Genomic DNA, 25,170 nt, shown 5'->3' with positions numbered 1-25,170 from the left:
GCCGGGGTTTTTTAATGGAAAAGACCAAGCCAGCGGCACCGTCCTCGGTGCCGCGTCATGTCGCGATCATCATGGATGGCAACAACCGCTGGGCGAAAAAACGCCTGTTGCCCGGTGTTGCCGGGCACAAGGCGGGTGTCGACGCCGTTCGCGCGGTCATCGAAGTCTGTGCCGAATCCGGGGTCGAGGTGCTGACCCTGTTCGCCTTCTCCAGCGAGAACTGGCAGCGTCCCGCCGAAGAGGTCGGTGCGCTGATGGAACTGTTCTTCTCGGCCCTGCGCCGCGAGGCCAAACGCCTCAACGAGAACAACATCAGCCTGCGTATCATCGGTGACCGTTCGCGCTTCCATCCCGAGCTGCAGGCCGCCATGCGCGAGGCCGAGGCGCTGACCGCCGGCAACAACCGCTTCATCCTGCAGATCGCGGCCAACTACGGTGGCCAGTGGGACATCGCCCAGGCCGCCCAGCGGCTGGCGCGGGAAGTGCAAGCCGGGCACCTGCGCCCGGAAGACATCACCCCGGGCCTGCTGCAGACCTGCCTGGCAACCGGCGAGCTGCCGCTGCCGGACCTGTGCATCCGCACCGGTGGCGAGCACCGCATCAGCAATTTCCTGTTGTGGCAGCTGGCCTACGCCGAGCTGTACTTCTCCGACCTGTACTGGCCGGACTTCAAACACGAGGCCATGCGCACCGCCCTGGCCGATTTCGCTTCGCGCCAGCGCCGCTTCGGTAAGACCAGCGAGCAGGTCGAGGCTGGAGCTCGTGCTTAATGCTTAAACAACGCATCATTACCGCGCTGATCCTGCTGCCGATCGCGCTGGGTGGCTTCTTCCTGCTCAACGGTGGGGACTTCGCCCTGTTCATCGGCTTCGTGGTGACCCTCGGCGCCTGGGAGTGGGCGCGTCTGGCCGGGCTCATGGCCCAGCCGCTGCGCATCGCCTATGCCGTGGTCGTCGCCGGAGCGCTGATGCTGCTGTACATCCTTCCGGAGCTGGCGCCCTGGGTGCTGGGCGCTGCGGTGATCTGGTGGGGGTTGGCCACCTGGCTGGTGCTTACCTATCCACGTAGTAGCGAGCTGTGGGCCAGTGCAGCCTGCCGGTTGCTGATCGGCCTGCTGGTTTTGCTGCCGGCCTGGCAGGGTCTGGTGCTGCTCAAGCACTGGCCGCTGGGTAACTGGCTGATCCTGTCGGTCATGGTGCTGGTTTGGGCTGCCGATATTGGCGCGTACTTCTCTGGCCGTGCCTTCGGCAAGCGCAAGCTGGCGCCTCAGGTCAGCCCTGGCAAGAGCTGGGAAGGCGTGTATGGCGGCCTGGCGGTCAGCCTGGTGATTACCCTGGTGGTCGGAATCAGTCGCGACTGGGGCTTCGGCCAGATTCTGCTGGGCCTGTTGAGTGCCGCGCTGGTGGTCATGTCTTCGGTGGTGGGTGACCTGACCGAAAGCATGTTCAAGCGCCGCTCCGGCATCAAGGACAGCAGCAACCTGTTGCCTGGCCATGGTGGGGTGCTCGACCGCATCGACAGCCTGACTGCGGCGATCCCGATTTTCGCCGTGCTGCTGTGGGCTGCCGAATGGGGTGTGATGTGAGCCGTCCGCAGCGTATTACCGTGCTCGGGGCCACCGGCTCCATCGGTCTGAGCACGCTGGATGTCATCGCGCGCCATCCTGACCGTTATCAGGTGTTCGCCCTGAGTGGCTATTCGCGTATCGACGAATTGCTTGCGCTGTGCGTGCGCCATCGGCCGACATTCGCCGTGGTACCTAATGCCGAGGCGGCCGCGCGACTGCGCGAAAGCCTGGTTGCGGCAGGTTGCGCCACCGAGGTGCTGGAAGGCGAGGCCGGGTTGTGCCAGGTGGCTTCTGCGTCGGAAGTGGACGCGGTGATGGCGGCCATCGTCGGCGCCGCCGGCCTGCGCCCCACCCTGGCGGCGGTCGAGGCGGGCAAGAAGGTGCTGCTGGCCAACAAGGAGGCGCTGGTGATGTCCGGCGCGCTGTTCATGGAGGCGGTGCGGCGCAGTGGTGCCGTGCTGCTGCCGATCGACAGCGAGCACAATGCGATCTTCCAGTGCATGCCCGGCGACTACGCGCGCGGACTGAGTGCCGTCGGCGTGCGCCGGATCCTGCTCACCGCATCCGGTGGCCCGTTCCGCGAGACCCCCGTCGAGGCGCTGCTGGACGTCACCCCGGAACAGGCCTGCGCGCACCCCAACTGGTCCATGGGGCGCAAGATTTCCGTGGATTCGGCCAGCATGATGAACAAGGGCCTGGAGCTGATCGAGGCCTGCTGGTTGTTCGATGCTGCACCGGCCAAGGTCGAGGTGGTGGTGCACCCGCAGAGCGTGATCCACTCCCTGGTGGATTATGTGGACGGTTCGGTGCTGGCGCAGTTGGGTAACCCGGACATGCGCACACCCATCGCCAACGCCCTGGCCTGGCCCGAGCGGATCGATTCCGGGGTGGCGCCGCTGGACCTGTTCGCCATCGCCCGTCTGGACTTCCAGGCGCCCGACGAACAGCGCTTCCCTTGCCTGCGCCTGGCGCGGCAGGCTGCCGAGGCCGGCAACAGCGCACCGGCCGTGCTCAATGCGGCAAATGAGGTCGCAGTCGAGGCATTTCTCCAGCGGCGTATCCGCTTCCCGGAGATCGCGGGTATGATCGAACAGGTGCTCGATCAGGAGCCCGTCGTACCGCTGCCGTCGCTGGACGCGGTGTTCGCCGCCGACCAGCGTGCCCGGGAGCTTTCCCGTGAGTGGCTGAGGCGTCACGGTCGCTGATGCAGGCCCGCCACGGTTCACGAGGGGGCTGGGCATGATGCCAGCCCGCTGAACATCATTCGGAGATGGATATGACAGCGCTCTACATGATTATCGGCACCCTCGTAGCCTTGGGTGTGCTGGTCACTTTCCATGAATTCGGCCACTTCAGGGTGGCACGCCGCTGCGGTGTCAAGGTGCTGCGCTTCTCGGTGGGCTTCGGCACGCCGCTGCTGCGCTGGCATGACCGCCATGGCACCGAGTTCGTGATCGCGGCGATCCCGCTGGGTGGCTACGTCAAGATGCTCGACGAGCGCGAGGGGGACGTGCCGCCAGCGCTGATCGAACAGTCGTTCAACCGCAAGACCGTACGCCAGCGCATCGCGATCGTCGCGGCGGGCCCGGTTGCGAACTTCCTGCTGGCCATCCTGTTCTTCTGGGTGCTGGCGATGCTGGGTACCCAGCAGATCCGCCCGGTGATCGGCGCGGTCGATGCGGGCAGCCTGGCAGCATCGGCAGGCCTGACCGCAGGTCAGGAAATCGTCTCCATCGATGGCAAGCCGACCAATGGTTGGTCTGCGGTCAACCTGCAACTGGTTCGCCGCCTGGGCGAGAGCGGCACCTTGCAGGTTGGCGTGCGTGAAGAGGGCGCCAGCGCCGAGCGCCAGCTGCAGGTGAAGCTGGACAGCTGGCTCAAGGGCGCCGACGAGCCCGACCCGATCCAGTCCCTCGGGCTGCACCCTTGGCGCCCGGCGATCTTGCCGGTGTTGGCCGAGATCGATCCAAAGGGGCCGGCTGCCGCTGCGGGCCTGAAAACCGGTGACAAGCTGCTGGCGCTCGATGGCGTGGCAGTGAGCGAATGGCAGCAGGTGGTCGATGCCGTGCGGGCTCGCCCGCAAGCCAAGGTTGTGGTGCGCGTCGAGCGCGATGGTGCTGTGCTGGACGTCCCGGTCACCCTGGCGCGCAAGGGCGAGGGCAAGGCGGCCGGCGGCTATCTGGGCGCCGGGGTAAAAGGTGGCGAATGGCCTGCCAACATGCTCCGCGAAGTCAGCTACGGCCCGCTGGATGCGGTGGGTGAGGGCTTGTCACGCACCTGGAACATGAGCGTCCTGACCCTTGAATCGCTGAAGAAAATGCTGTTCGGGGAGCTCTCGGTAAAAAACTTGAGCGGACCGATAACCATTGCTAAAGTGGCGGGCGCTTCAGCCCAGTCCGGCGTGGGGGATTTCCTGAATTTCCTGGCCTACCTGAGCATAAGCCTGGGGGTTCTTAACCTGCTGCCCATCCCGGTTCTGGATGGGGGGCATTTGCTGTTTTACCTGGTCGAGTGGGTGCGCGGTCGTCCGCTGTCGGATCGGGTGCAAGGTTGGGGGGTCCAGATCGGTATCAGTTTGGTCATAGGGGTGATGTTGCTCGCCCTGATCAACGATCTGGGTCGACTATAAAGCTTCGCTCAATTGCGAAACCTGCCGTCTTGTCGCGGCGGGCTGTTTATTGCCAGTTGGAATAAAAGGACTTCATGAAACGTCTGCTGCTAACTGCGGTCATGTCCGCACTGATGATCGCTGAAGTTCACGCCGAGTCCTTCACCATCTCCGATATCCGCGTCAACGGCCTGCAGCGGGTTTCCGCCGGCAGTGTCTTCGGTGCCTTGCCGCTGAACGTCGGCGACCAGGCCGATGACCGCCGACTGGTGGAGTCGACCCGTTCCCTGTTCAAGACCGGCTTCTTCCAGGACATTCAGCTGAACCGCGATGGCAATGTCCTGATCATCAACGTGGTCGAACGCCCGTCGGTGTCGAGCATCGAGATCGAAGGCAACAAGGCGATCAGCACCGAAGACCTGATGAAAGGCCTGAAGCAATCCGGCCTGGCCGAAGGCGAGATCTTCCAGCGTGCCACCCTCGAAGGTGTGCGTAACGAACTGCAGCGCCAATACGTGGCCCAGGGCCGCTATTCGGCCGAGGTCGACGCCGAGGTGGTGCCGCAGCCGCGCAACCGCGTGGCGCTGAAGATCAAGATCAACGAAGGCACCGTCGCCGCCATCCAGCACATCAACATCGTTGGCAACAACGTGTTCGACGACGAGACCCTGGCGCAGCTGTTCGAGCTGAAGACCACCAACTGGCTGTCGTTCTTCAAGAACGACGACAAGTACGCCCGCGAAAAGCTCTCCGGTGACCTGGAGCGCCTGCGTTCCTACTACCTGGACCGCGGCTACATCAACATGGACATCGCCTCCACCCAGGTGTCCATCACGCCGGACAAGAAACACGTCTACATCACCGTCAACATCAACGAAGGCGAGAAGTACACCGTCCGTGACGTGAAGCTGTCCGGTGACCTGAAGGTGCCGGAAGACCAGGTCAAGTCGCTGCTGCTGGTGCAGCCTGGCCAGGTGTTCTCGCGCAAGGTGATGACCAGCACCTCTGAGCTGATCACCCGCCGCCTGGGTAACGAAGGCTACACCTTCGCCAACGTCAACGGCGTGCCGCAGCCGAACGATGAAGACCACACCGTCGACATCATGTTCGTGGTCGACCCGGGCAAGCGTGCCTACGTCAACCGCATCAACTACCGCGGCAACACCAAGACCGAAGACGAAGTGCTGCGTCGCGAAATGCGCCAGATGGAAGGCGGCTGGGCCTCGACCTACCTGATCGACCAGTCCAAGACCCGCCTGGAACGCCTGGGCTTCTTCAAGGAAGTGAACGTCGAGACCCCGCCGGTGCCGGGCACCGACGACCAGGTCGACGTCAACTACAGCGTCGAGGAACAGGCCTCCGGCTCGATCACCGCCAGCGTCGGTTTCGCCCAGAGCGCCGGCCTGATCCTCGGTGGTTCGATCAGCCAGAGCAACTTCCTCGGTACTGGTAACAAGGTATCCATCGGCCTGACCCGTTCGGAATACCAGACCCGCTACAACTTCGGCTTCGTTGACCCCTACTTCACTGCCGATGGCGTGAGCCTGGGTTACAACGCCTTCTACCGCAGCACCGACTACGACGACCTCGACGTCGACGTGGCCAGCTACGCGGTGGACAGCTACGGTGCAGGCGTCAGCCTCGGCTACCCGATCAGCGAGACCTCGCGCCTGACCTATGGCCTGAGCGTGCAGCAGGACAAGATCAAGACCGGCAAGTACACCGTTGACGAGATCTTCGATTTCCTCGAAGAGGAAGGCGACAGCTTCCTGAACTTCAAGGCCTCGATCGGCTGGTCGGAGTCGACCCTGAACAAAGGCGTGCTGGCGACCCGTGGTCACTCGCAAAGCCTGACCCTGGAATCCACCATTCCGGGCAGCGACCTGTCGTTCTTCAAGCTCGACTACCGCGGCCAGCTGTTCAAGCCGATTACCAACGACTACACCCTGCGCCTGCACACCGAACTGGGCTATGGTGATGGTTACGGCAGCACCTCCGGCCTGCCGTTCTACGAGAACTACTTCGCGGGTGGCTTCAACTCCGTCCGTGGCTTCAAGGACAGCAGCCTGGGCCCACGCAGTACCCCAAGCCGCGGCGAGGCCAACGGTGGCAAGCCAGGCACCATTGCCGACCCGGACCAGGATCCGTTGCCGTTTGGTGGCAACGTGCTGGTACAAGGTGGTGTGGAGCTGCTGTTCCCGCTGCCATTCGTCAAGGATCAGCGTTCGCTGCGCACGTCCGTGTTCTGGGATGTGGGTAACGTGTTCGACACCAATTGCGGCAACCAGCCTGATTGCGAGAAGGTCGGTTTCTCGGGTATGGCCAGCTCGGTCGGCCTGGGCGTGACCTGGATCACCGCACTGGGCCCGCTGAGCTTCAGCCTGGCAATGCCGGTGAAGAAGCCGGACGATGCCGACACCCAGGTGTTCCAATTCTCTCTGGGCCAGACCTTCTGAGGTCGGCCCTCGCTTAATGACAACGGTTTATCCAGGAGTGCATCGTGCGTAAGTTGACCCAACTGGCCGTAGTGGCCGCGGCGCTTGTCGCCACCCCGGCTTTCGCCGAAATGAAGGTTGCCGTCCTGAACTATCAGATGGCCCTGCTGGAGTCGGACGCCGCCAAGAAATACGCGGTGGATGCCGAGAAGAAGTTCGGCCCGCAACTGACCAAGCTGAAAAGCCTGGAAAGCAGCGCCAAGGGCATCCAGGACCGTCTGATCAAGGGCGGCGACAAGATGCAGCAGCAGGAGCGCGAGCGCCTGGAACTCGAGTTCAAGCAGAAGGCCCGTGACTTCCAGTTCCAGTCCAAGGAACTGAACGAAGCCAAGGCCGTTGCTGACCGCGACATGCTCAAGCAGCTGAAGCCGAAGTTGGATGGCGCTGTCGAGGAAGTGATCAAGAAAGGTGGTTACGACCTGGTCCTCGAGCGTGGCGCGGTCATCGATGTCAAGCCTCAGTACGACATCACCCGCCAGGTCATCGAGCGCATGAACCAAGCCCGTTGATATGACCGTGACCATGACGCTAGGCCAGTTGGCCGAGGCCCTCGGCGCCACTCTCAAGGGCCCCGAGGCGCTGCAGATTACCGGGCTGGCCACCTTGCAGGAGGCTGGCCCAGGTCAGTTGAGCTTCCTCGCCAACCCGCAGTACCGCAAGTTCCTGGATAGCAGCCAGGCGGCTGCGGTGCTGCTGAAGGCGGCGGACGCCGAAGGCTTTGCCGGCAATGCGCTGATCGTCGCCGACCCGTATCTGGCCTACGCGCGCATCTCCCACCTGTTCGACCCCAAACCCAAGGCTGTGGCGGGTATTCATCCCAGCGCCGTGGTGGCCGAGGACGCGCAGGTGGACGCCAGTGCCAGCATCGGGCCGTTCGCGGTCATCGAAAGCGGTGCGCGCATCGCGGCCAATGTCAGTGTGGGTGCACACTGTGTGGTCGGTGCCCGTTGCGTGATCGGTGAGGGCGGCTGGCTGGCCCCGAGGGTCACCCTGTACCATGATGTGACCATCGGCAAGCGTGTGGTCATCCAGTCAGGTGCCGTGATTGGCGGTGAAGGCTTCGGTTTTGCCAACGAGAAGGGCGTGTGGCGCAAAATTGCCCAGATCGGTGGTGTTACCATCGGCGACGACGTGGAAATCGGTGTCAACACTGCGGTCGATCGCGGGGCACTGTCGGATACGCGCATCGCTGATGGGGTCAAGCTCGACAACCAGATCCAGATCGCCCACAACGTGCAGATCGGTGAGCATACGGCCATGGCTGCATGTGTCGGGATTTCCGGCAGCACGCGCATCGGCAAGCATTGCACCATTGCCGGAGGTGTCGGCATGGTGGGTCATATCGATGTCTGTGATAACGTTTTCGTGTCTGGGATGACCATGGTGACCCGTTCGATCACCGAACCGGGTGCCTATTCTTCCGGCACTGCCATGCAGCCACTGGCTGAATGGCGCAAGAGCGCCGCGCGTATCCGCCACCTGGACGACATGGCCAAGCGTCTCCAGCAGCTGGAAAAACGCGTCGATACCGTGACCTCAGGTGGCCAGCCGACATCAGAAGGCTGATACCATTCCCTGAGCAAGAGTGAACAGTCGCTAGCTGGCTCCTCTTTGGACTGCAAAAGGAGCGTGTGGTCAGCACCTGCGCTCCCTATTCTTATTACAGGCTTCCCCCCCGAAATGATGGACATCAACGAGATTCGCGAATACCTGCCTCACCGTTACCCGTTCCTGTTGGTGGACCGCGTGACGGAGCTGGACTACGAGGCCCAGAGCATTCGTGCCTACAAGAATGTCAGCATCAACGAGCCGTTCTTCAACGGCCATTTCCCGGCGCACCCGATCATGCCGGGCGTCCTGATCATCGAAGCCATGGCACAGGCCGCGGGTATCCTCGGTTTCAAGATGCTCGACGCCAAACCGGCCGATGGCACCCTGTACTACTTCGTCGGCTCCGACAAGCTGCGTTTCCGTCAGCCGGTACTGCCAGGTGACCAGTTGGTGCTGGAAGCCAAGTTCCTCAGCCGCAAGAGCATGATCTGGAAATTCGAGTGCCGCGCCCTGGTCGACGGCAAGCCGGTTTGCTCGGCAGAAATCACCTGCGCGGAACGCTCCCTATGAATTCGATTGATCCTCGGGCCATTATCGACCCGTCGGCCAGGCTGGCCGATGGTGTCGAGGTCGGCCCCTGGTCGATCGTTGGCCCTGATGTGGAGATCGGGGAGGGCACCGTTATCGGCCCGCATGTTGTGCTCAAAGGGCCGACCCGCATCGGCAAGCACAACCGTATCTTTCAGTTTTCCTCGATCGGCGAAGACACCCCGGACCTCAAGTACAAGGGTGAGCCGACGCGCCTGGTGATCGGTGACCACAATGTGATCCGCGAAGGGGTGACCATCCACCGCGGTACCGTCCAGGACCGTTCTGAAACCACCGTCGGTGACCATAACCTGATCATGGCCTATGCCCACATCGGCCACGACAGCGTTATCGGCAACCACTGCATCCTGGTCAACAACACGGCCTTGGCCGGCCATGTGCACGTGGGGGATTGGGCGATCCTGTCCGGCTACACCCTGGTGCACCAGTACTGCCATATCGGTGCCCACGCGTTTTCCGGCATGGGCACGGCGATCGGCAAGGATGTCCCGGCCTTCGTCACCGTGTTCGGCAGCCCGGCCGAAGCCCGCAGCATGAACTTCGAAGGCATGCGCCGCCGGGGTTTCAGCGACGAGGTGATCCATGTGCTGCGCCGTTGCTACAAGATCGTCTATCGCCAGGGCCTGACCGTCGAAGACGCGCTCAAGGAGCTGGACGAACTGGCTGCGAAGCACCCTGAGGTCGATCTGTTCCGCCAGTCGATCGTGAACTCCGCCCGCGGCATCACCCGCTGACATGGCCCAGCTTTGCGTAGCCTTGGTCGCAGGTGAGGCCAGCGGCGATATTCTCGGTTCAGGCTTGATGCGTGCCATCAAGGCACGCCACCCCGATGTACGGTTCATCGGCGTTGGTGGTCCCTTGATGGAAGCCGAAGGCCTGCAATCCTATTTCCCCATGGAGCGCCTGGCCGTCATGGGCCTGGTCGAAGTGCTGGGGCGCCTGCGCGAGCTGCTCAAGCGGCGCAAGCTGCTGATCGAGACCCTGATCGGTGAAAAACCCGATGTGTTCATCGGCATCGATGCCCCCGACTTCACCCTCAACATCGAACTGAAACTGCGTCAGGCCGGGATCAAGACCGTGCACTACGTCAGCCCGTCGGTATGGGCCTGGCGGCAGAAGCGTGTGCTGAAGATTCGCGAAGGCTGCGACCTGATGCTGACGCTGTTGCCATTCGAGGCGCGGTTCTATGAAGAGCAGGGCGTGCCAGTGCGCTTCGTTGGCCACCCGTTGGCCGATACCATCCCGCTAGAAGCCGACCGTCCTGCGGCGCGTGCCGCGCTGGGCTTGGGCGAAGGGCCGGTAGTGGCGTTGATGCCGGGCAGCCGGGGCGGCGAAGTAGGGCGCCTGGGGGCACTGTTCCTGGATGCTGCCGAAAGGCTGCGCCAGCAGGTACCGGGCGTGCGTTTCGTACTGCCCTGTGCCAATGCCGCGCGGCGCGCCCAGATCGAGCAGATGCTCGAAGGGCGTAAGCTGCCGCTGACCCTGCTCGATGGCCAGTCGCACCAGGCCCTGGCGGCCTGTGACGCGGTGCTGATCGCCTCGGGTACTGCCACCCTCGAAGCGCTGCTGTACAAGCGGCCGATGGTTGTGGCCTATCGCCTGGCGCCCCTGACCTACTGGATCCTCAAACGCCTGGTAAAGAGCCCCTACGTTTCGTTGCCGAACCTGCTGGCCCAGCGTGCGCTGGTACCCGAGCTGCTGCAGGATGACGCCACCAGCGAAGCACTGGCCAATACCCTGGCGCCGCTGGTAGCCGATGGCAGCCGGCAGACCGAAAGTTTCGACGAAATTCACCGCACCCTTCGCCGTGACGCCTCCAACCAGGCGGCCGAGGCGGTACTGGCCTTGCTCAAGGACCGCTGACATGCAAATTGGACTGGACTTCAACCTGGTCGAAGACTTGGTCGCCGGCGTCGACGAAGTGGGCCGTGGCCCGCTGTGCGGCGCGGTGGTGACCGCAGCGGTGATCCTCGACCCGGCGCGCCCGATCCTCGGCCTGAACGATTCGAAGAAGCTCACCGAAGCCAAGCGCGAGGCGCTGTTCGACGAGATCTGCGAAAAGGCCCTGAGCTTCTGCATCGCCCGCGCCGAGGTCGAGGAAATCGACCGCCTGAACATCCTGCACGCGACCATGCTGGCCATGCAGCGCGCGGTGGAAGGCCTGCACATTACACCGAAGCTGGCCCTGATCGACGGTAACCGTTGCCCGAAACTGGCCGTACCGGCGTCGCCGGTAGTCAAGGGCGATAGCCAGGTGCCGGCCATCGCGGCGGCGTCGATCCTGGCCAAGGTGACCCGTGACCGGGAGATGAGCGCATTCGAGCTGATCTACCCGGGCTATGGCATTGGCGGGCACAAGGGCTACCCGACCCCGGTGCACCTCGAGGCGCTGGCACGGTTGGGGCCTACGCCCATTCATCGGCGCTCCTTTGCCCCGGTGCGGGCCGCGTGGGACGCACGTGAAGGCGTTACCGACTCCCTGATCTGACCTATTAGTTCGTTGCTGCAGATGTCACGCTATCCTCTGTGGGAGCGGCTTTAGCCGCGAACACCGGCGCAGCCGGTGCCATACACCGCGTTGGATTCTTCGCGGCGGTTCGACGCCTCGATGAACCCGCTCCCACAGTGGGGCGGTGCGCGCACATTCTTTATTCTCTGGCCGACACCGCAATCCCAAATCCTATCCCCATTTACGCTACAATCCCGCCCTTGTCGTTCAGCACTGCTACAGGATCTTCCATGCCGGTTCCCTTCGTTCACCTGCGCGTCCACTCCGAATTCTCGCTGGTCGACGGTCTGGTGCGGATCAAGCCGCTGGCCAAGGCGCTGGCCGGGATGAACATGCCGGCGGTGGCGATCACCGACCAGAGCAACATGTGCTCGCTGGTAAAGTTCTACAAGACTGCCATGGGCGCGGGCATCAAGCCGATCTGCGGCGCCGACCTGTGGTTGGCCGCTGCCGACCCGGAAGCACCGCTGTCGCGTATCTGCTTCCTGGCCATGAACCCCAAGGGGTACCGCAACCTCACCGAACTGATCTCGCGCGGCTGGACCGAGGGCCAGCGCAACGGCCTGGTGATCCTTCAGCGTGAATGGATCGCCCCGGCCAGCGAGGGCCTGATCGCTCTGTCCGCAGGCAAGGAAGGTGACATCGGCATGGCCTTGCTGGCGGGGCGGCAAGATGAAGCCGAGGCCCTGCTGCAGGACTGGATGGCGATGTTCCCCGAGCGCTTCTATGTCGAGGTGCAGCGCACCAACCGCGCCCGCGACGAGGAATATGTGCACGCCGCCGTGGCCTTGGCCGACAGGTTCGGCGCTCCGCTGGTGGCAACCAACGATGTGCGTTTCATCAAGCAATCGGACTTCGATGCTCACGAAACCCGCGTATGCATCGGTGAGGGCTGGACCCTCGACGATCCGCGCCGGCCAAGGATGTACAGCGACCAGCAGTACCTGAAGTCGGCCGAAGAAATGACCGAACTGTTCAGCGACCTGCCCGACGCCATTGCCAACACCGTCGAGATTGCCAAGCGTTGCAACATCCAGGTGCAGTTGGGCAAGTACTTCCTGCCCGACTTCCCCACGCCCAATGGCATGGGCATCGATGACTACCTGCGGCATGTGTCCCACGAAGGCCTGGAAGAGCGCCTGGCAGTGCTGTGGCCGAAAGAGACCACGCCCAACTACGAAGAGAAGCGCCAGGTTTACCTGGACCGCCTGAAGTTCGAACTGGACATCATCATCCAGATGGGCTTCCCCGGTTACTTCCTGATCGTGATGGACTTCATCAAGTGGGCCAAGAACAACGGTGTGCCTGTCGGCCCGGGCCGGGGGTCGGGTGCTGGCTCGCTGGTGGCCTATGTACTGAAGATCACCGACCTCGACCCGCTGGCCTACGACCTGCTGTTCGAGCGCTTCCTCAACCCTGAACGTATTTCCATGCCCGACTTCGACGTCGACTTCTGCATGGATGGCCGTGACCGGGTGATCGACTATGTGGCCGAAGCCTATGGCCGCAACGCGGTCAGCCAGATCATCACCTTCGGTACCATGGCGGCGAAGGCGGTGGTGCGGGACGTGGCGCGGGTACAGGGCAAGTCATACGGTCTAGCCGACCGCCTGTCGAAGATGATCCCGTTCGAAGTGGGCATGACCCTGGAAAAGGCCTACGAGCAGGAAGAGATCCTGCGCGACTTCCTCAAGGGTGACGAAGACGCCCGCGAAATCTGGGACATGGCCCTGAAGCTCGAGGGCGTGACACGCGGTACCGGCAAGCACGCCGGTGGTGTGGTCATCGCCCCGACCAAGCTCACCGACTTCTCGCCGATCGCCTGTGATGAAGAGGGCGGCGGCCTGGTAACCCAGTTCGACAAGGATGACGTCGAGGCCGCCGGCCTGGTGAAGTTCGACTTCCTCGGCCTGCGGACCCTGACCATCATCAAGTGGGCGATGGAGATCATCAACCGCGAGCAGGCCAAGAAGAACCTGCCCGATGTAAACATCGACTTCATCCCGCTGGACGACCGCAAGACCTACGAGCTGTTGCAGAAGGCCGAAACCACGGCGGTGTTCCAGCTTGAATCGCGGGGCATGAAAGAGCTGATCAAGAAGCTCAAGCCCGACTGCCTGGAAGACCTTATCGCACTGGTGGCGTTGTTCCGCCCAGGCCCGCTGCAGTCGGGCATGGTGGACGACTTCATCAACCGCAAGCACGGCCGCGCCGAGCTCGCCTACCCCCATCCGGACTACCAGTACGAAGGCCTGAAGCCGGTGCTGGCACCGACCTACGGCATCATCCTGTACCAGGAACAGGTGATGCAGATCGCCCAGGTGATGGCTGGCTATACCCTCGGCGGCGCCGACATGCTGCGCCGTGCGATGGGTAAGAAGAAGCCCGAGGAGATGGCCAAGCAGCGCGGTGGTTTCATCGAAGGTTGTGCCAACAACAATATCGATGCAGACCTGGCTGGTAACATCTTCGACCTGGTGGAAAAGTTCGCCGGTTACGGCTTCAACAAATCCCACTCCGCCGCCTATGGCCTGGTGTCGTACCAGACCGCGTGGCTGAAAACCCACCACCCGGCGCCGTTCATGGCTGCGGTGTTGTCGGCGGATATGCACAACACCGACAAGGTGGTGGTGCTGGTCGAGGAAGTGCGCAGCATGAAGCTGCGCCTCGACGCGCCCGACGTGAACTTCTCCGACTTCAAGTTCACCGTCAACAATGACGGGCGCATCGTCTACGGCCTGGGCGCCATCAAGGGCGTCGGCGAGGGCCCGGTGGAGGCGATCGTCGAGGCCCGCGCCCAGGGTGGCCCATTCAAGGACCTGTTCGACTTCTGTGAGCGCATCGACCTCAAACGGGTCAACAAGCGCACCCTCGACGCGCTGATCCGCAGTGGTGCGCTGGACCGCCTGGGCCCACACTTCCATGACGAGATCAAGGCCTACCACGCCAACATCGACATCAACCGTGCAACTCTGCTCTCGGCGCTGGGCGAGGCAATCAAGGCTGCCGAGCAGGCCGCCCACACCGCTGACAGTGGGCACGTCGACCTGTTCGGCGGCATGTTCGAAGAGGCGGATGCCGACGTCTACGCCAACCACCGCAAGGTGCGCGAACTGACCCTCAAGGAACGCCTGAAGGGCGAAAAGGACACCCTTGGCCTGTACCTCACCGGCCACCCGATCGACGAGTACGAGACCGAGATCCGCCGCTTCGCCCGCCAGCGCATCATCGACCTCAAGCCGTCACGCGATACCCAGACTATCGCCGGCATGATCATTGCCCTGCGGGTGATGAAGAACAAGAAGGGTGACAAGATGGGCTTCGTCACCCTGGATGACCGCTCCGGGCGCATCGAAGCATCGCTGTTTGCCGATGCCTTCATGGCGGCACAGTCCTTGCTGCAGACCGATGCCATGGTGGTTGTCGAAGGCGAGGTCAGCAACGACGATTTCTCCGGTGGCCTGCGCCTGCGGGTGAAGCAGGTGATGACCATGGAGGATGCGCGCACCAAGCTGGCCGAGAGCCTGCGCCTGAAGGTGGCACACGAAGCGCTCAAGGGCGACCGGCTGAAGTGGCTGGGCGAGTTGATTACCCGCCATCGCGGCGCTTGCCCGATCACCCTCGAATACACCGGCAGCGACGCCAAGGCCATGCTGCAGTTCGGCGAGCAGTGGGCTATCGACCCTGCCGATGGGCTGATTCAGGCGCTGCGTGACCAGTTCGGGCGTGAGAACGTCTTCCTGCAATATCGTTGAACCGACAAAAATTTAATCTCGACCTGAATGCGCCTGATCCCTTAAGGTAGGGCGCCAAACGGATCAACCGGCCGGCCGCCTGGCCGTAGACCCAAGACGGATGACTATGAACCCGAATTTTCTCGATTTCGAACAGCCGATTGCCGACCTGCAAGCCAAGATCGAAGGCCTGCGCCTGGTAGGCAACGACAACTCGCTGAACATCAGCGATGAAATTGCCCGTCTGCAAGACAAGAGCAACACCCTGACCGAAAGCATCTTCGGCAACCTGACCAGCTGGCAGATCGCCCGCCTGGCTCGTCATCCGCGTCGTCCTTACACCCTGGACTACCTGGAGCACATCTTCACCGAGTTCGAAGAGCTGCACGGCGACCGCCATTTCTCCGACGACGCTGCCATCGTCGGCGGTACTGCGCGCCTGGACGGCAAGCCGGTCATGGTCATCGGTCACCAGAAGGGCCGCGAAGTGCGCGAGAAGGTACGCCGCAACTTCGGCATGCCGCGCCCTGAAGGCTACCGCAAGGCCTGCCGCCTGATGGAAATGGCCGAGCGCTTCAAGATGCCGATCCTGACCTTCATCGACACCCCGGGCGCCTACCCGGGCATCGACGCCGAAGAGCGCAACCAGAGCGAGGCCATCGCCTGGAACCTCCGCGTGATGGCGCGCCTGAAAACCCCGATCATCGCCACCGTGATCGGTGAGGGTGGTTCCGGCGGTGCGCTGGCCATCGGTGTGTGCGACCAGTTGAACATGCTGCAGTACTCCACCTACTCGGTGATCTCGCCGGAAGGCTGCGCCTCGATCCTGTGGAAGACTGCCGACAAGGCAGCCGACGCAGCCGAAGCCATGGGCATCACCGCCGAGCGCCTGAAGAGCCTGAACATCGTCGACAAGGTCATCCAGGAGCCGCTGGGCGGCGCCCACCGTGACCCGGCGAAGATGTCGGAAAGCATCCGTGCCGACCTGGTACAGCAGCTGGACATGCTCGGCAAGCTCGACCATGACGCGCTGCTGGCCCGCCGTTACGATCGCCTGATGAGCTACGGTATCTGATAGCGAGATGAATGGCACCGGCTTCGCCGGTGTTCGCGGGTGAACCCGCTCCCACAGGTACTGCGCAGCCCTCTGAAACGGCGCGATCCCTGTGGGAGCGGGTTCACCCGCGAATGCATTCTCGAATTGAGTGCGGGTTCGATGATCAACCTCACCCCTTGGCTCAACGCCCCAGCCTGGTACATCGCCTTCTCCGGCGGCCTCGATTCCACCGTCCTCCTGCACCTGCTGGCCGACTACGCCCGCAATCACGCATCCCCTCCATTGCGCGCCATCCACGTCCACCACGGGCTGCAGCCCGCCGCCGATGCCTGGCCCGCCCACTGCCAAACCGTCTGCGACAATCTCGGCATCGAACTCCAGGTCATCCACGTCCAGGTCACCCCCGGCGCCAGCCTCGAACAGGCCGCCCGCGACGCCCGCTATGCTGCCTTCAGGCAAGCCCTCGGCCCAGGCGACATCCTGTTCACCGGCCAGCACCGCGACGACCAGGCCGAAACCCTGCTGTTCCGCCTGCTGCGCGGCGCAGGCCTGCGTGGCATGGCTGCAATGCCGGGGCAGCGGACGCTAGGGCAGGGCAGCCTGGTCAGGCCATTGCTGGGCTGTTCCCGCCAGCAACTGCAGGACCACGCCCAGGCCAATGGGCTGGCCTGGATCGAAGATCCGTCAAATGTCGACACACAATTTGCCCGCAACTACCTGCGCAGCGAAGTGTTTCCGCTGCTTCAGCAACGTTGGCCGCAGGCCAGCCAGAACCTGGCCCGCGCCGCCGAGCACCTGAGCGAAGCCCAAGGCCTGCTGGACGAGCTTGCCCAGGACGACCTGGCGCTCGCCGGGGAGGGCGCGCCGCTGGCTTGGCCGGGGCTGGACTCCCTCGATCTGGCCAACCTGGTGGCACTGTCGCCGGCCCGTCAGCGCAATGCCCTGCAGTACTGGCTGAGCCACCGTACCCGCCTGCCCGACACCCGACACTGGGCCGGCTGGGCGGACCTGCGCGATGCCGCGGCCGATGCCCGGCCCGCCTGGCAGCTTGCCGATGGGCAGTTGCTGCGCAGTCATGGCCGCATCTGGTGGTTGAGTGGTGACTGGCTGCAGCTGCCCGTCGGCGAACTGCCCTGGGCCGATCCCACCAAGCCTTTGCTGTTGCCGGGTAACGGCAGGGTGCGTCTTGTTGGCGCAGCGCCGCTGGGCGGCTTGCGCATTGCCTACCGCCAGGGCGGTGAAGTGCTGGATGTCCCCGGCCGCGGCCGACGCGACCTCAAGCGCCTGTTAAACGAACTGCAGGTGCCGCTTTTCCTGCGCCCGCGCCTGCCACTGCTGTACCAGGGCGAACGCTTGCTGGCGGTGGCCAACCTGCCCGGGCTGGTGCAGGCTGATTGCCAGCTGTCCTGGCAGTTGCCGACGAACGCGCAAGGTTTGAGCTGAAGGGTACATTCGGGTAGACTACCCTCCCTTCTTGATACAGCTTCTGTGGGTTCCGCGAAAACACAGGAGTTGCCGATTACCAAGCAGTTTTTTGCTGGGCTGATTCTGGAAATGACGAGCGAGCTCCATGCCGGGGATACCCCTGGTCTGTACAGACGCGGCAGTTTTTCGAGATGCACTGTGATTGACGCAGGTGATCGGGGGCTTCGGCCTTCCTTCGCTTTCTCCGGCGGCGCTGGCCGCCTTAACGCAGACTTCTAGGGTTTTTCATGACGCGCTACATATTCGTCACGGGCGGTGTTGTTTCTTCATTGGGGAAAGGCATTGCCTCGGCTTCCCTGGCGGCCATCCTGGAAGCGCGGGGCCTGAAGGTCACCATGCTCAAGCTGGATCCGTACATCAACGTCGATCCGGGCACCATGAGCCCGTTCCAGCACGGTGAAGTGTTCGTCACCCACGATGGCGCCGAGACCGACCTCGACCTGGGCCACTACGAGCGGTTCATCCGCACCACCATGACCCAGAACAACAACTTCACCACCGGCCGCATCTACGAGCACGTACTGCGCAAGGAACGTCGTGGTGACTATCTGGGCGCGACCATCCAGGTCATCCCGCACATCACCGATGAAATCAAGCGTCGCATCATCAAGGGCGCCGGCGATGCCGACGTGGCCCTGGTGGAAATCGGCGGTACCGTGGGTGACATCGAGTCGCAGCCGTTCCTCGAAGCCATCCGCCAGCTGCGCGTCGAAGTGGGCTCCAAGCGCGCCATGCTGATGCACCTGACCCTGGTCCCGTATATCGCCACCGCTGGCGAGACCAAGACCAAGCCGACCCAACACTCGGTCAAGGAGCTGCGCTCCATCGGCCTGCAGCCTGACGTGCTGATCTGCCGCTCCGACCACCCGGTCGATGCCTCGTCGCGTCGCAAGATCGCGCTGTTCACCAACGTTGAAGAGCGTGCGGTGATTTCGCTGGAAGACGTCGACACCATCTACAAGATCCCGGGCGTGCTGCACGCACAGGGCCTGGATGACTTCGTCGTCGAGCGTTTCGGCCTGCAGTGCAATGGCGCCGACCTGTCCGAGTGGGACAAGGTGGTCGATGCCAAGCTAAACCCTGAGCACGAAGTGACCATCGCCATGGTCGGCAAGTACATGGAGCTGCTGGATGCGTACAAGTCGCTGATCGAAGCGATGAGCCACGCCGGCATTACCAACCGCACCAAGGTCAACCTGCGCTACATCGACTCGGAAGACATCGAGAACCAGGGCACCAGCCTGCTCGAAGGTGCCGATGCCATCCTGGTGCCGGGCGGTTTCGGCCTGCGCGGCGTGGAAGGCAAGATCACCGCGGTGCAATACGCCCGTGAGAACAAGGTGCCGTACCTGGGTATCTGCCTGGGCATGCAGGTGGCCGTGATCGAATTCGCCCGTAACGTGATGGGCTGGAAGGACGCCAACTCCACCGAGTTCGACCGCAACAGCGGCCACCCGGTAGTCGGCCTGATCACCGAGTGGGCCGATGCCACCGGTGCCGTCGAAACCCGCAGCGAAGCCTCCGACCTGGGTGGCACCATGCGCCTGGGCGCACAGGATTGCCAGCTGGCGGCCGGTTCCAAGGTGCACGATTGCTACGGCAAGGACGTGATCACCGAGCGTCACCGCCATCGCTACGAAGTGAACAACAACCTGTTGCCGCAACTGATCGATGCCGGCCTGGTGGTTTCCGGCCGCTCTGAAGACGGCGCGCTGGTGGAAGTGGTCGAGTCCAAGGACCACCCATGGTTCGTCGCCTGCCAGTTCCACCCGGAATTCACCTCGACCCCGCGTGACGGCCACCCGCTGTTCAGCGGTTTCGTCAAGGCAGCCCTGGCTCAGAAGAACAAGGCCTGATCAATGACCCAGAAGATCATTCGCGTCGGTAACATCGAGATCGCCAACGACAAGCCGTTCGTCCTGTTCGGCGGCATGAACGTCCTGGAGTCCCGTGACCTGGCAATGAAGGTCTGCGAAGAGTACGTGCGGGTGACCGAGAAGCTTGGTATCCCGTACGTGTTCAAGGCCAGCTTCGACAAGGCCAACCGTTCGTCGGTAACCTCCTACCGTGGCCCTGGCATGGAAGAGGGGCTGAAGATCTTCGAAGAGATCAAGCGCACCTTCAACGTGCCGGTCATCACCGACGTACACGAGCCTTATCAGGCCGAGCCTGTAGCCAAAGTGTGCGACATCATCCAGCTGCCGGCATTCCTGTCGCGCCAGACCGATCTGGTGGTGGCCATGGCCAAGACCGGCGTAGTGATCAACATCAAGAAGGCCCAGTTTCTCGCGCCTCAGGAAATGAAACACATCCTGACCAAGTGCGAAGAAGCCGGTAACGACCAGTTGATTCTCTGCGAGCGTGGTTCGAGCTTCGGCTACAACAACCTGGTGGTGGACATGCTCGGCTTCGGCATCATGAAGCAGTTCGAGTACCCGGTGTTCTTCGACGTGACCCACGCCCTGCAGATGCCGGGTGGTCGCGCCGATTCCGCCGGTGGTCGCCGCGCCCAGGTCACCGACCTGGCCAAGGCCGGCATGAGCCAAGGCCTGGCCGGTCTGTTCCTCGAAGCCCACCCCGATCCGGACAACGCCAAGTGCGATGGCCCATGTGCCCTGCGCCTGGACAAACTGGAGCCATTCCTGGCCCAGCTCAAGCAACTGGACGACCTGGTGAAAAGTTTTCCGACGGTAGAAACCGCGTAAAGCTCGATTCTCGGGTAAAGTACCGCCCGATCCACCCCTGACCAGTCGGTCAGGGGTTCCCTTCACCCGGCCTGCCCACTGCAAGTCCGCCCGGTGAACGGCTGGAATTTCCTAAGCTAAGTTGTTTTCGTCAATTCTGGAGTGCTTACAACAATGGCAAAAATCGTCGACATCAAAGGTCGTGAAGTTCTCGATTCGCGTGGCAACCCCACCGTGGAAGCCGATGTACTGCTCGACAACGGCATCATCGGCAGCGCCTGCGCGCCGTCCGGTGCTTCCACTGGCTCGCGCGAAGCGCTGGAGCTGCGTGATGGCGACAAGAGCCGTTACCTGGGCAAGGGCGTGCTGAAGGCTGTTGCCAACATCAATGGCCCGATTCGTGACCTGCTGCTGGGCAAGGACCCTGCCGACCAGAAGGCCCTGGACCGCGCCATGATCGAGCTGGACGGTACCGAGAACAAGGCCAAGCTGGGCGCCAATGCCATCCTGGCCGTTTCCCTGGCTGCCGCCAAGGCCGCTGCCCAGGACCAGGACCTGCCGCTGTACGCGCACATCGCCAACCTGAACGGCACCCCTGGCCAGTACTCGATGCCGGTACCGATGATGAACATCATCAACGGTGGCGAGCACGCCGACAACAACGTCGACATCCAGGAGTTCATGGTACAGCCGGTTGGCGCCAAGACCTTCTCCGACGGCCTGCGCATGGGTACCGAAATCTTCCACCACCTCAAAGCCGTGCTCAAGGCCCGTGGCCTGAACACCGCCGTTGGTGACGAAGGTGGTTTCGCCCCTAACCTGGCTTCCAACGAAGACGCTCTGGGCGCCATCGCCGAAGCCGTTGAGAAAGCCGGCTACAAGCTGGGCACCGACGTGACCCTGGCCTTGGACTGCGCGGCTTCCGAGTTCTACGAAGACGGCAAGTACAACCTGTCCGGCGAAGGCAAGTCGTTCGACGCTGAAGGCTTTGCCGAGTACCTGAAAGGCCTGACCGAGCGCTTCCCGATCATCTCGATCGAAGACGGCCTGGACGAGTCCGACTGGGCTGGCTGGAAGATCCTCACCGACAAGATCGGTGCCAAGGTGCAGCTGGTTGGCGACGACCTGTTCGTGACCAACACCAAGATCCTCAAGGAAGGCATCGAGAAGGGCATCGGTAACTCGATCCTGATCAAGTTCAACCAGATCGGTTCGCTGACCGAAACCCTGGAAGCCATCCAGATGGCCAAGGCTGCTGGCTACACCGCAGTGATTTCGCACCGCTCCGGTGAAACCGAAGACTCGACCATTGCCGACCTGGCCGTGGGTACTGCTGCCGGCCAGATCAAGACTGGCTCGCTGTGCCGTTCCGACCGCGTTTCCAAGTACAACCAACTGCTGCGCATCGAAGAGCAACTGGGTGCCAAAGCGGTTTACCGCGGTCGTGCCGAGTTTCGCGGTTAAGCAAGAGATGGTAAAAAGACAGCAGCCGGAGTTGTGGGAACGTTCGTACTGAACTTTCCTACATTTCAACGGGTTTCTGTCGACGAAGCCTGGCCTCGGCCAGGCTTCGTGCTATTCGAGGCCCGGAAGTAAAAATACCCGGCAGCCTTTTTAACCTGGATAACGTGATGCGCAGTCCCTATTGGTTGTTCCTCGTCCTGCTCCTGCTGCTGGGTGGCCTGCAGTACCGCCTGTGGGTGGGTAATGGCAGCCTGGCGCAAGTGACCGAGCTGAAGCAGCAGATTGCTGAGCAGCATGCCGAAAACGAGCGCTTGCTCGAGCGCAATCGCGTGCTCGATGCCGAAGTGCTGGAGCTGAAAAAAGGCATGGAGACCGTTGAAGAGCGGGCTCGCCACGAATTGGGAATGGTCAAAGAGGGCGAAACCCTCTTCCAGTTGCCACAGAAATGATCGAAACCTTACCGGCCTTCTGGGCCGTGATTCCTGCTGCGGGCGTAGGTGCCCGCATGGCTGCCGACCGCCCCAAGCAGTACCTGGAGCTGGCCGGGCAAACCATTATCGAGCACAGCCTCGACTGTTTTCTTGGCCACCCGATGCTCAAGGGCGTGGTGGTCAGCATTGCCGAAGATGACCCGTACTGGCCTCGCCTGCGCTGCGCCAGCGACCCGCGCATCCAGCGTGCCGCGGGTGGTCGAGAGCGTGCCGACTCGGTGCTCAATGCCTTGCTGGTGCTGCATGCTCACGGGGCTGCGGACAGTGATTGGGTGCTGGTACACGATGCTGCACGACCGAACCTGGCGCGCAGCGATCTGGACAAGCTATTGTCGGAGCTGGCGGACGACCCGGTGGGTGGCCTGCTGGCGGTGCCGGCGCGCGATACCCTCAAGCGGGCCGATGCTGATGGCCGGGTGGGCGCTACCGTAGACCGCAGTACCATCTGGCAGGCCTATACACCGCAGATGTTCCGCCTTGGGGCGTTGCATCAGGCGCTGGCCGAGTGTCTTGTGTCGGATGTGCTGGTGACCGACGAGTCCTCTGCCATCGAGTGGTCCGGCCAGGCGCCGCGGCTGGTCGAAGGGCGCAGCGACAACATCAAGGTGACCCGGCCGGAAGATCTGGAGTGGTTGCGCCAGCGTTGGGCAGGGCGCCGCTGAATTTCTTGCTCCTGTGCCGGCCTCTTCGCGGGTAAACCCGCTCCCACAGGTATCGCACATCCCTTCAGGTTTGCGCTGTACCTGTGGGAGCGGGTTTACCCGCGAAGAGGCCAGAGCAGCCAGCACAAGGTTTCAGTTCAAGCGATACTCCGGCAACCCCGCCAACCCTTCTTTCAGGTAATCCACCAGCCGCCGTACCTTCGGCGACAGGTGCCGCTGCTGCGGATACAGCGCCCACACCGCGGTATTCGGTGGCTGGTGCGCCTCAAGCAACGACACCAGCGCACCACTGTTCAAGTGCTCCAGCACGTAGTAATCCGGCAACTGGCACAACCCCATCCCCTGCAGCGCTGCGTCCAGCACCGCCTGCCCGCTGTTGCAACGCCAGTTGCCCTGGACTCGCTGGCTGATCTCGCGGCCGTCCTGCTGTAGCGCCCACAAATCCGAACTGCCTACCAGGCAGTTGTGCCGCGCCAGTTCCGACAGGCTGTGCGGCCGACCATAACGTTCCAGGTAGTCCGGCGAAGCACACAGGTACATGCGCCGGGGCGCCAGGCGGGTTGCCACCAATCGCGAGTCGGCCAGCCGGCCCAGGCGGATGGCCAGGTCCATGCCTTCATGCACCAGGTCGAGGGTATGGTTGCTCAGTTCCACTTCCACCCGCAGCTGCGGGTACAGCGCCATGAACCGCGTCACCAGCGGCACGATGAAACGCTCGCCGTAGGCCACCGCGCAGGTCATGCGCAGCAGCCCCTTGGGCTCGCTGGCCAGATCGCCCATGGCGCGCAGGGCTTCCTCGCGGCCATCCTGCAAGCGCTGGCAGTGCTGCAGGAACGTCTGCCCGGCCTCGCTCAGGGTCACCCGCCGGGTGCTGCGGTACAGCAGGCGCGTCTGCAGCCGTTCCTCCAGTCGGGCGATCTGCCGGCTGATGTGCGACGAGGAAACCCCCAGACGCTCTGCGGCCGCGGTGAACTGGCCCGACTCGGCCACGGCGACGAACTCGTCGATGCCTTCCCAGCGGCTGCTCATTGATTATCCCTGTATGGCAATAATGTTTTGTCTTTGGCCTGATTATTCATCAAAAAGCGGTGAATTACACTGCCAGACTGAATCGACACTCTGTCTGGAGACCTTTGATGATCAAGTCCCGTGCTGCTGTAGCTTTCGAAGCTAAGAAACCCCTGGAAATCGTCGAAGTCGACGTGGCCATGCCCAAGGCCGGTGAAGTGCTGCTGCGCGTGGTCGCCAGCGGTGTCTGCCACACCGACGCCTACACCCTGTCGGGCGCCGACCCGGAGGGCATCTTCCCGTCGATCCTCGGTCACGAAGGTGGCGCGATCGTCGAGGCGGTAGGCGAGGGCGTCACCTCGGTCGCCGTCGGTGACCACGTCATTCCGCTGTACACCCCGGAATGCGGCAAGTGCAAGTTCTGCCTCTCGGGCAAGACCAACCTTTGCCAGGCCATCCGCGCCACCCAAGGCAAGGGCCTGATGCCGGACGGCACCACGCGCTTCTCCTACAAAGGCCAGCAACTGTTCCACTACATGGGTACCTCGACCTTCTCCGAGTACACCGTGCTGCCGGAAATCTCCGTGGCCAAGATCCAGAAAGAAGCGCCGCTGGAAAAGGTCTGCCTGCTGGGTTGCGGCGTCACCACCGGTATCGGCGCGGTGCTCAACACCGCCAAGGTCAAGGCGGGTGACACCGTGGCCATCTTCGGTCTGGGCGGCATCGGCCTGTCGGCAGTGATCGGTGCGGTCAAGGCCAAGGCGTCGCGCATCATTGCCATCGATATCAACCCGGCCAAGTTCGAGATCGCCCGTCAGCTGGGTGCTACCGACTGCATCAACCCGAAAGACTACGACCGCCCGATCCAGGAAGTGATCGTCGATCTCACCGACGGCGGCGTGGACTTCTCGTTCGAGTGCATCGGCAACGTGCAGCTGATGCGTGCTGCGCTGGAATGCTGCCACAAGGCCTGGGGTGAGTCGGTGATCATCGGCGTGGCCGGTGCCGGCCAGGAAATCGCCACCCGTCCGTTCCAGCTGGTTACCGGTCGCGTATGGCGTGGTTCGGCGTTCGGTGGCGTGCGTGGTCGTAGCGAGCTGCCGAGCTACGTGGAAATGTCCGAGAAGGGCGAGATCCCGCTGGATACCTTCATCACCCACACCATGGGCCTGGAAGACATCAACAAGGCCTTCGACCTGATGCATGAAGGCAAGAGCATCCGCAGCGTCATCCACTTCTGAGGTTT

21 protein-coding genes are annotated in these 25,170 nt (G+C 62.9%); 20 read left to right on the top strand and 1 reads right to left on the bottom strand.

Going from position 1 to position 25,170, the window contains the following annotated elements:
* Nucleotides 1–14: 14 nt before the first annotated feature.
* The 19 genes from uppS (at nucleotide 15) to ispD (ending at nucleotide 22,916) form a co-directional block, all read left to right on the top strand.
* Nucleotides 15–770: a polyprenyl diphosphate synthase gene (uppS, locus tag MJ643_RS13585; RefSeq protein ID WP_013971252.1), complete on the top strand. Its 756-nt coding sequence runs from the start codon at nucleotides 15–17 to the stop codon at nucleotides 768–770.
* Nucleotides 770–1,585 (top strand): phosphatidate cytidylyltransferase, encoded by an 816-nt coding sequence (locus MJ643_RS13580; RefSeq protein ID WP_013971253.1) that lies wholly within the window; start codon nucleotides 770–772, stop codon nucleotides 1,583–1,585. The genes uppS and MJ643_RS13580 overlap by 1 nt, the downstream gene beginning before the upstream one ends.
* Nucleotides 1,582–2,772: a 1-deoxy-D-xylulose-5-phosphate reductoisomerase gene (ispC, locus tag MJ643_RS13575; protein ID WP_024086395.1), complete on the top strand. Its 1,191-nt coding sequence runs from the start codon at nucleotides 1,582–1,584 to the stop codon at nucleotides 2,770–2,772. Before MJ643_RS13580 ends, ispC begins: the two co-directional genes overlap by 4 nt.
* A gap of 71 nt (nucleotides 2,773–2,843) precedes the next feature.
* The gene (gene rseP / locus MJ643_RS13570; RefSeq protein WP_024086396.1) at nucleotides 2,844–4,196 is read left to right on the top strand and encodes an RIP metalloprotease RseP; all 1,353 of its coding nucleotides are present in this window, start codon (nucleotides 2,844–2,846) and stop codon (nucleotides 4,194–4,196) included.
* Nucleotides 4,197–4,270: 74 nt separating this feature from the next.
* On the top strand, nucleotides 4,271–6,631 hold the full coding sequence (bamA, locus tag MJ643_RS13565; RefSeq protein WP_013971256.1) for an outer membrane protein assembly factor BamA: 2,361 nt from the start codon (nucleotides 4,271–4,273) through the stop codon (nucleotides 6,629–6,631).
* 44 nt (nucleotides 6,632–6,675) lie between these two features.
* Nucleotides 6,676–7,179: an OmpH family outer membrane protein gene (locus MJ643_RS13560; RefSeq protein WP_015269197.1), complete on the top strand. Its 504-nt coding sequence runs from the start codon at nucleotides 6,676–6,678 to the stop codon at nucleotides 7,177–7,179.
* Between the two features lies 1 nt (nucleotide 7,180).
* Nucleotides 7,181–8,236 (top strand): UDP-3-O-(3-hydroxymyristoyl)glucosamine N-acyltransferase, encoded by a 1,056-nt coding sequence (gene lpxD / locus MJ643_RS13555; protein WP_013971258.1) that lies wholly within the window; start codon nucleotides 7,181–7,183, stop codon nucleotides 8,234–8,236.
* A gap of 114 nt (nucleotides 8,237–8,350) precedes the next feature.
* On the top strand, nucleotides 8,351–8,791 hold the full coding sequence (gene fabZ / locus MJ643_RS13550; protein ID WP_004375427.1) for a 3-hydroxyacyl-ACP dehydratase FabZ: 441 nt from the start codon (nucleotides 8,351–8,353) through the stop codon (nucleotides 8,789–8,791).
* Complete coding sequence (lpxA, locus tag MJ643_RS13545) at nucleotides 8,788–9,564, top strand: acyl-ACP--UDP-N-acetylglucosamine O-acyltransferase (RefSeq protein WP_023661474.1); 777 nt, start codon at nucleotides 8,788–8,790, stop codon at nucleotides 9,562–9,564. Before fabZ ends, lpxA begins: the two co-directional genes overlap by 4 nt.
* Before the next feature lies 1 nt (nucleotide 9,565).
* Nucleotides 9,566–10,693 carry a lipid-A-disaccharide synthase gene (gene lpxB, locus MJ643_RS13540; RefSeq protein ID WP_013971260.1) on the top strand — a complete coding sequence of 376 codons (1,128 nt, stop codon included), beginning with the start codon at nucleotides 9,566–9,568 and terminating at the stop codon, nucleotides 10,691–10,693.
* A gap of 1 nt (nucleotide 10,694) precedes the next feature.
* Nucleotides 10,695–11,318: a ribonuclease HII gene (gene rnhB, locus MJ643_RS13535; protein ID WP_013971261.1), complete on the top strand. Its 624-nt coding sequence runs from the start codon at nucleotides 10,695–10,697 to the stop codon at nucleotides 11,316–11,318.
* Nucleotides 11,319–11,569: 251 nt separating this feature from the next.
* A complete protein-coding gene (gene dnaE / locus MJ643_RS13530) occupies nucleotides 11,570–15,094 on the top strand; it encodes a DNA polymerase III subunit alpha (protein WP_024086397.1) in 3,525 nt (1,174 codons plus the stop codon).
* A gap of 106 nt (nucleotides 15,095–15,200) precedes the next feature.
* On the top strand, nucleotides 15,201–16,148 hold the full coding sequence (gene accA, locus MJ643_RS13525; protein ID WP_013971263.1) for an acetyl-CoA carboxylase carboxyl transferase subunit alpha: 948 nt from the start codon (nucleotides 15,201–15,203) through the stop codon (nucleotides 16,146–16,148).
* 141 nt (nucleotides 16,149–16,289) lie between these two features.
* Nucleotides 16,290–17,573, top strand: coding sequence for a tRNA lysidine(34) synthetase TilS (gene tilS / locus MJ643_RS13520; RefSeq protein ID WP_024086398.1), 1,284 nt, complete (start codon nucleotides 16,290–16,292; stop codon nucleotides 17,571–17,573).
* Between the two features lie 269 nt (nucleotides 17,574–17,842).
* On the top strand, nucleotides 17,843–19,471 hold the full coding sequence (locus MJ643_RS13515) for a CTP synthase (RefSeq protein ID WP_004375437.1): 1,629 nt from the start codon (nucleotides 17,843–17,845) through the stop codon (nucleotides 19,469–19,471).
* Between the two features lie 3 nt (nucleotides 19,472–19,474).
* Nucleotides 19,475–20,320 (top strand): 3-deoxy-8-phosphooctulonate synthase, encoded by an 846-nt coding sequence (gene kdsA, locus MJ643_RS13510; RefSeq protein ID WP_013971265.1) that lies wholly within the window; start codon nucleotides 19,475–19,477, stop codon nucleotides 20,318–20,320.
* 153 nt (nucleotides 20,321–20,473) lie between these two features.
* Nucleotides 20,474–21,763: a phosphopyruvate hydratase gene (gene eno / locus MJ643_RS13505; protein WP_013971266.1), complete on the top strand. Its 1,290-nt coding sequence runs from the start codon at nucleotides 20,474–20,476 to the stop codon at nucleotides 21,761–21,763.
* A 167-nt stretch (nucleotides 21,764–21,930) separates the two neighbouring features.
* Nucleotides 21,931–22,212: a cell division protein FtsB gene (gene ftsB, locus MJ643_RS13500; protein WP_004375443.1), complete on the top strand. Its 282-nt coding sequence runs from the start codon at nucleotides 21,931–21,933 to the stop codon at nucleotides 22,210–22,212.
* Nucleotides 22,209–22,916 (top strand): 2-C-methyl-D-erythritol 4-phosphate cytidylyltransferase, encoded by a 708-nt coding sequence (ispD, locus tag MJ643_RS13495; RefSeq protein WP_024086399.1) that lies wholly within the window; start codon nucleotides 22,209–22,211, stop codon nucleotides 22,914–22,916. The genes ftsB and ispD overlap by 4 nt, the downstream gene beginning before the upstream one ends.
* Nucleotides 22,917–23,048: 132 nt before the next feature.
* Here ispD and MJ643_RS13490 read toward each other — a convergent pair whose 3' ends face one another.
* Nucleotides 23,049–23,945, bottom strand: coding sequence for a LysR substrate-binding domain-containing protein (locus tag MJ643_RS13490; RefSeq protein ID WP_013971269.1), 897 nt, complete (start codon nucleotides 23,943–23,945; stop codon nucleotides 23,049–23,051).
* Nucleotides 23,946–24,052: 107 nt separating this feature from the next.
* On the opposite strand from MJ643_RS13490, the gene MJ643_RS13485 reads away from it, so the two are divergent.
* On the top strand, nucleotides 24,053–25,165 hold the full coding sequence (locus MJ643_RS13485; RefSeq protein ID WP_247726840.1) for an S-(hydroxymethyl)glutathione dehydrogenase/class III alcohol dehydrogenase: 1,113 nt from the start codon (nucleotides 24,053–24,055) through the stop codon (nucleotides 25,163–25,165).
* The last annotated feature ends 5 nt before the right edge of the window (nucleotides 25,166–25,170 follow it).

It is taken from the genome of Pseudomonas sp. PNPG3 (assembly GCF_023093815.1).
GTDB classification, from domain to species: Bacteria; Pseudomonadota; Gammaproteobacteria; order Pseudomonadales; family Pseudomonadaceae; genus Aquipseudomonas; species Aquipseudomonas asiatica.
Note: the sequence above shows the minus strand (reverse complement) of the source record. Positions and strands in the feature narration are given on the sequence as shown.

What these genes read in the sequence shown, in the direction of transcription:
- MJ643_RS13580 (WP_013971253.1), top strand. Translation starts at nt 770, where the DNA reads ATGCTTAAACAACGCATCATTACCGCGCTGATCCTGCTGCCGATCGCG.
- MJ643_RS13485 (WP_247726840.1), top strand. Translation starts at nt 24,053, where the DNA reads ATGATCAAGTCCCGTGCTGCTGTAGCTTTCGAAGCTAAGAAACCCCTG.
- ispD (WP_024086399.1), top strand. Translation starts at nt 22,209, where the DNA reads ATGATCGAAACCTTACCGGCCTTCTGGGCCGTGATTCCTGCTGCGGGC.
- lpxB (WP_013971260.1), top strand. Translation starts at nt 9,566, where the DNA reads ATGGCCCAGCTTTGCGTAGCCTTGGTCGCAGGTGAGGCCAGCGGCGAT.
- fabZ (WP_004375427.1), top strand. Translation starts at nt 8,351, where the DNA reads ATGATGGACATCAACGAGATTCGCGAATACCTGCCTCACCGTTACCCG.
- uppS (WP_013971252.1), top strand. Translation starts at nt 15, where the DNA reads ATGGAAAAGACCAAGCCAGCGGCACCGTCCTCGGTGCCGCGTCATGTC.
- MJ643_RS13515 (WP_004375437.1), top strand. Translation starts at nt 17,843, where the DNA reads ATGACGCGCTACATATTCGTCACGGGCGGTGTTGTTTCTTCATTGGGG.
- accA (WP_013971263.1), top strand. Translation starts at nt 15,201, where the DNA reads ATGAACCCGAATTTTCTCGATTTCGAACAGCCGATTGCCGACCTGCAA.
- bamA (WP_013971256.1), top strand. Translation starts at nt 4,271, where the DNA reads ATGAAACGTCTGCTGCTAACTGCGGTCATGTCCGCACTGATGATCGCT.
- dnaE (WP_024086397.1), top strand. Translation starts at nt 11,570, where the DNA reads ATGCCGGTTCCCTTCGTTCACCTGCGCGTCCACTCCGAATTCTCGCTG.
- tilS (WP_024086398.1), top strand. Translation starts at nt 16,290, where the DNA reads ATGATCAACCTCACCCCTTGGCTCAACGCCCCAGCCTGGTACATCGCC.
- lpxD (WP_013971258.1), top strand. Translation starts at nt 7,181, where the DNA reads ATGACCGTGACCATGACGCTAGGCCAGTTGGCCGAGGCCCTCGGCGCC.
- kdsA (WP_013971265.1), top strand. Translation starts at nt 19,475, where the DNA reads ATGACCCAGAAGATCATTCGCGTCGGTAACATCGAGATCGCCAACGAC.
- ftsB (WP_004375443.1), top strand. Translation starts at nt 21,931, where the DNA reads ATGCGCAGTCCCTATTGGTTGTTCCTCGTCCTGCTCCTGCTGCTGGGT.
- eno (WP_013971266.1), top strand. Translation starts at nt 20,474, where the DNA reads ATGGCAAAAATCGTCGACATCAAAGGTCGTGAAGTTCTCGATTCGCGT.
- rseP (WP_024086396.1), top strand. Translation starts at nt 2,844, where the DNA reads ATGACAGCGCTCTACATGATTATCGGCACCCTCGTAGCCTTGGGTGTG.
- MJ643_RS13490 (WP_013971269.1), bottom strand. Translation starts at nt 23,945, where the DNA reads ATGAGCAGCCGCTGGGAAGGCATCGACGAGTTCGTCGCCGTGGCCGAG.
- rnhB (WP_013971261.1), top strand. Translation starts at nt 10,695, where the DNA reads ATGCAAATTGGACTGGACTTCAACCTGGTCGAAGACTTGGTCGCCGGC.
- lpxA (WP_023661474.1), top strand. Translation starts at nt 8,788, where the DNA reads ATGAATTCGATTGATCCTCGGGCCATTATCGACCCGTCGGCCAGGCTG.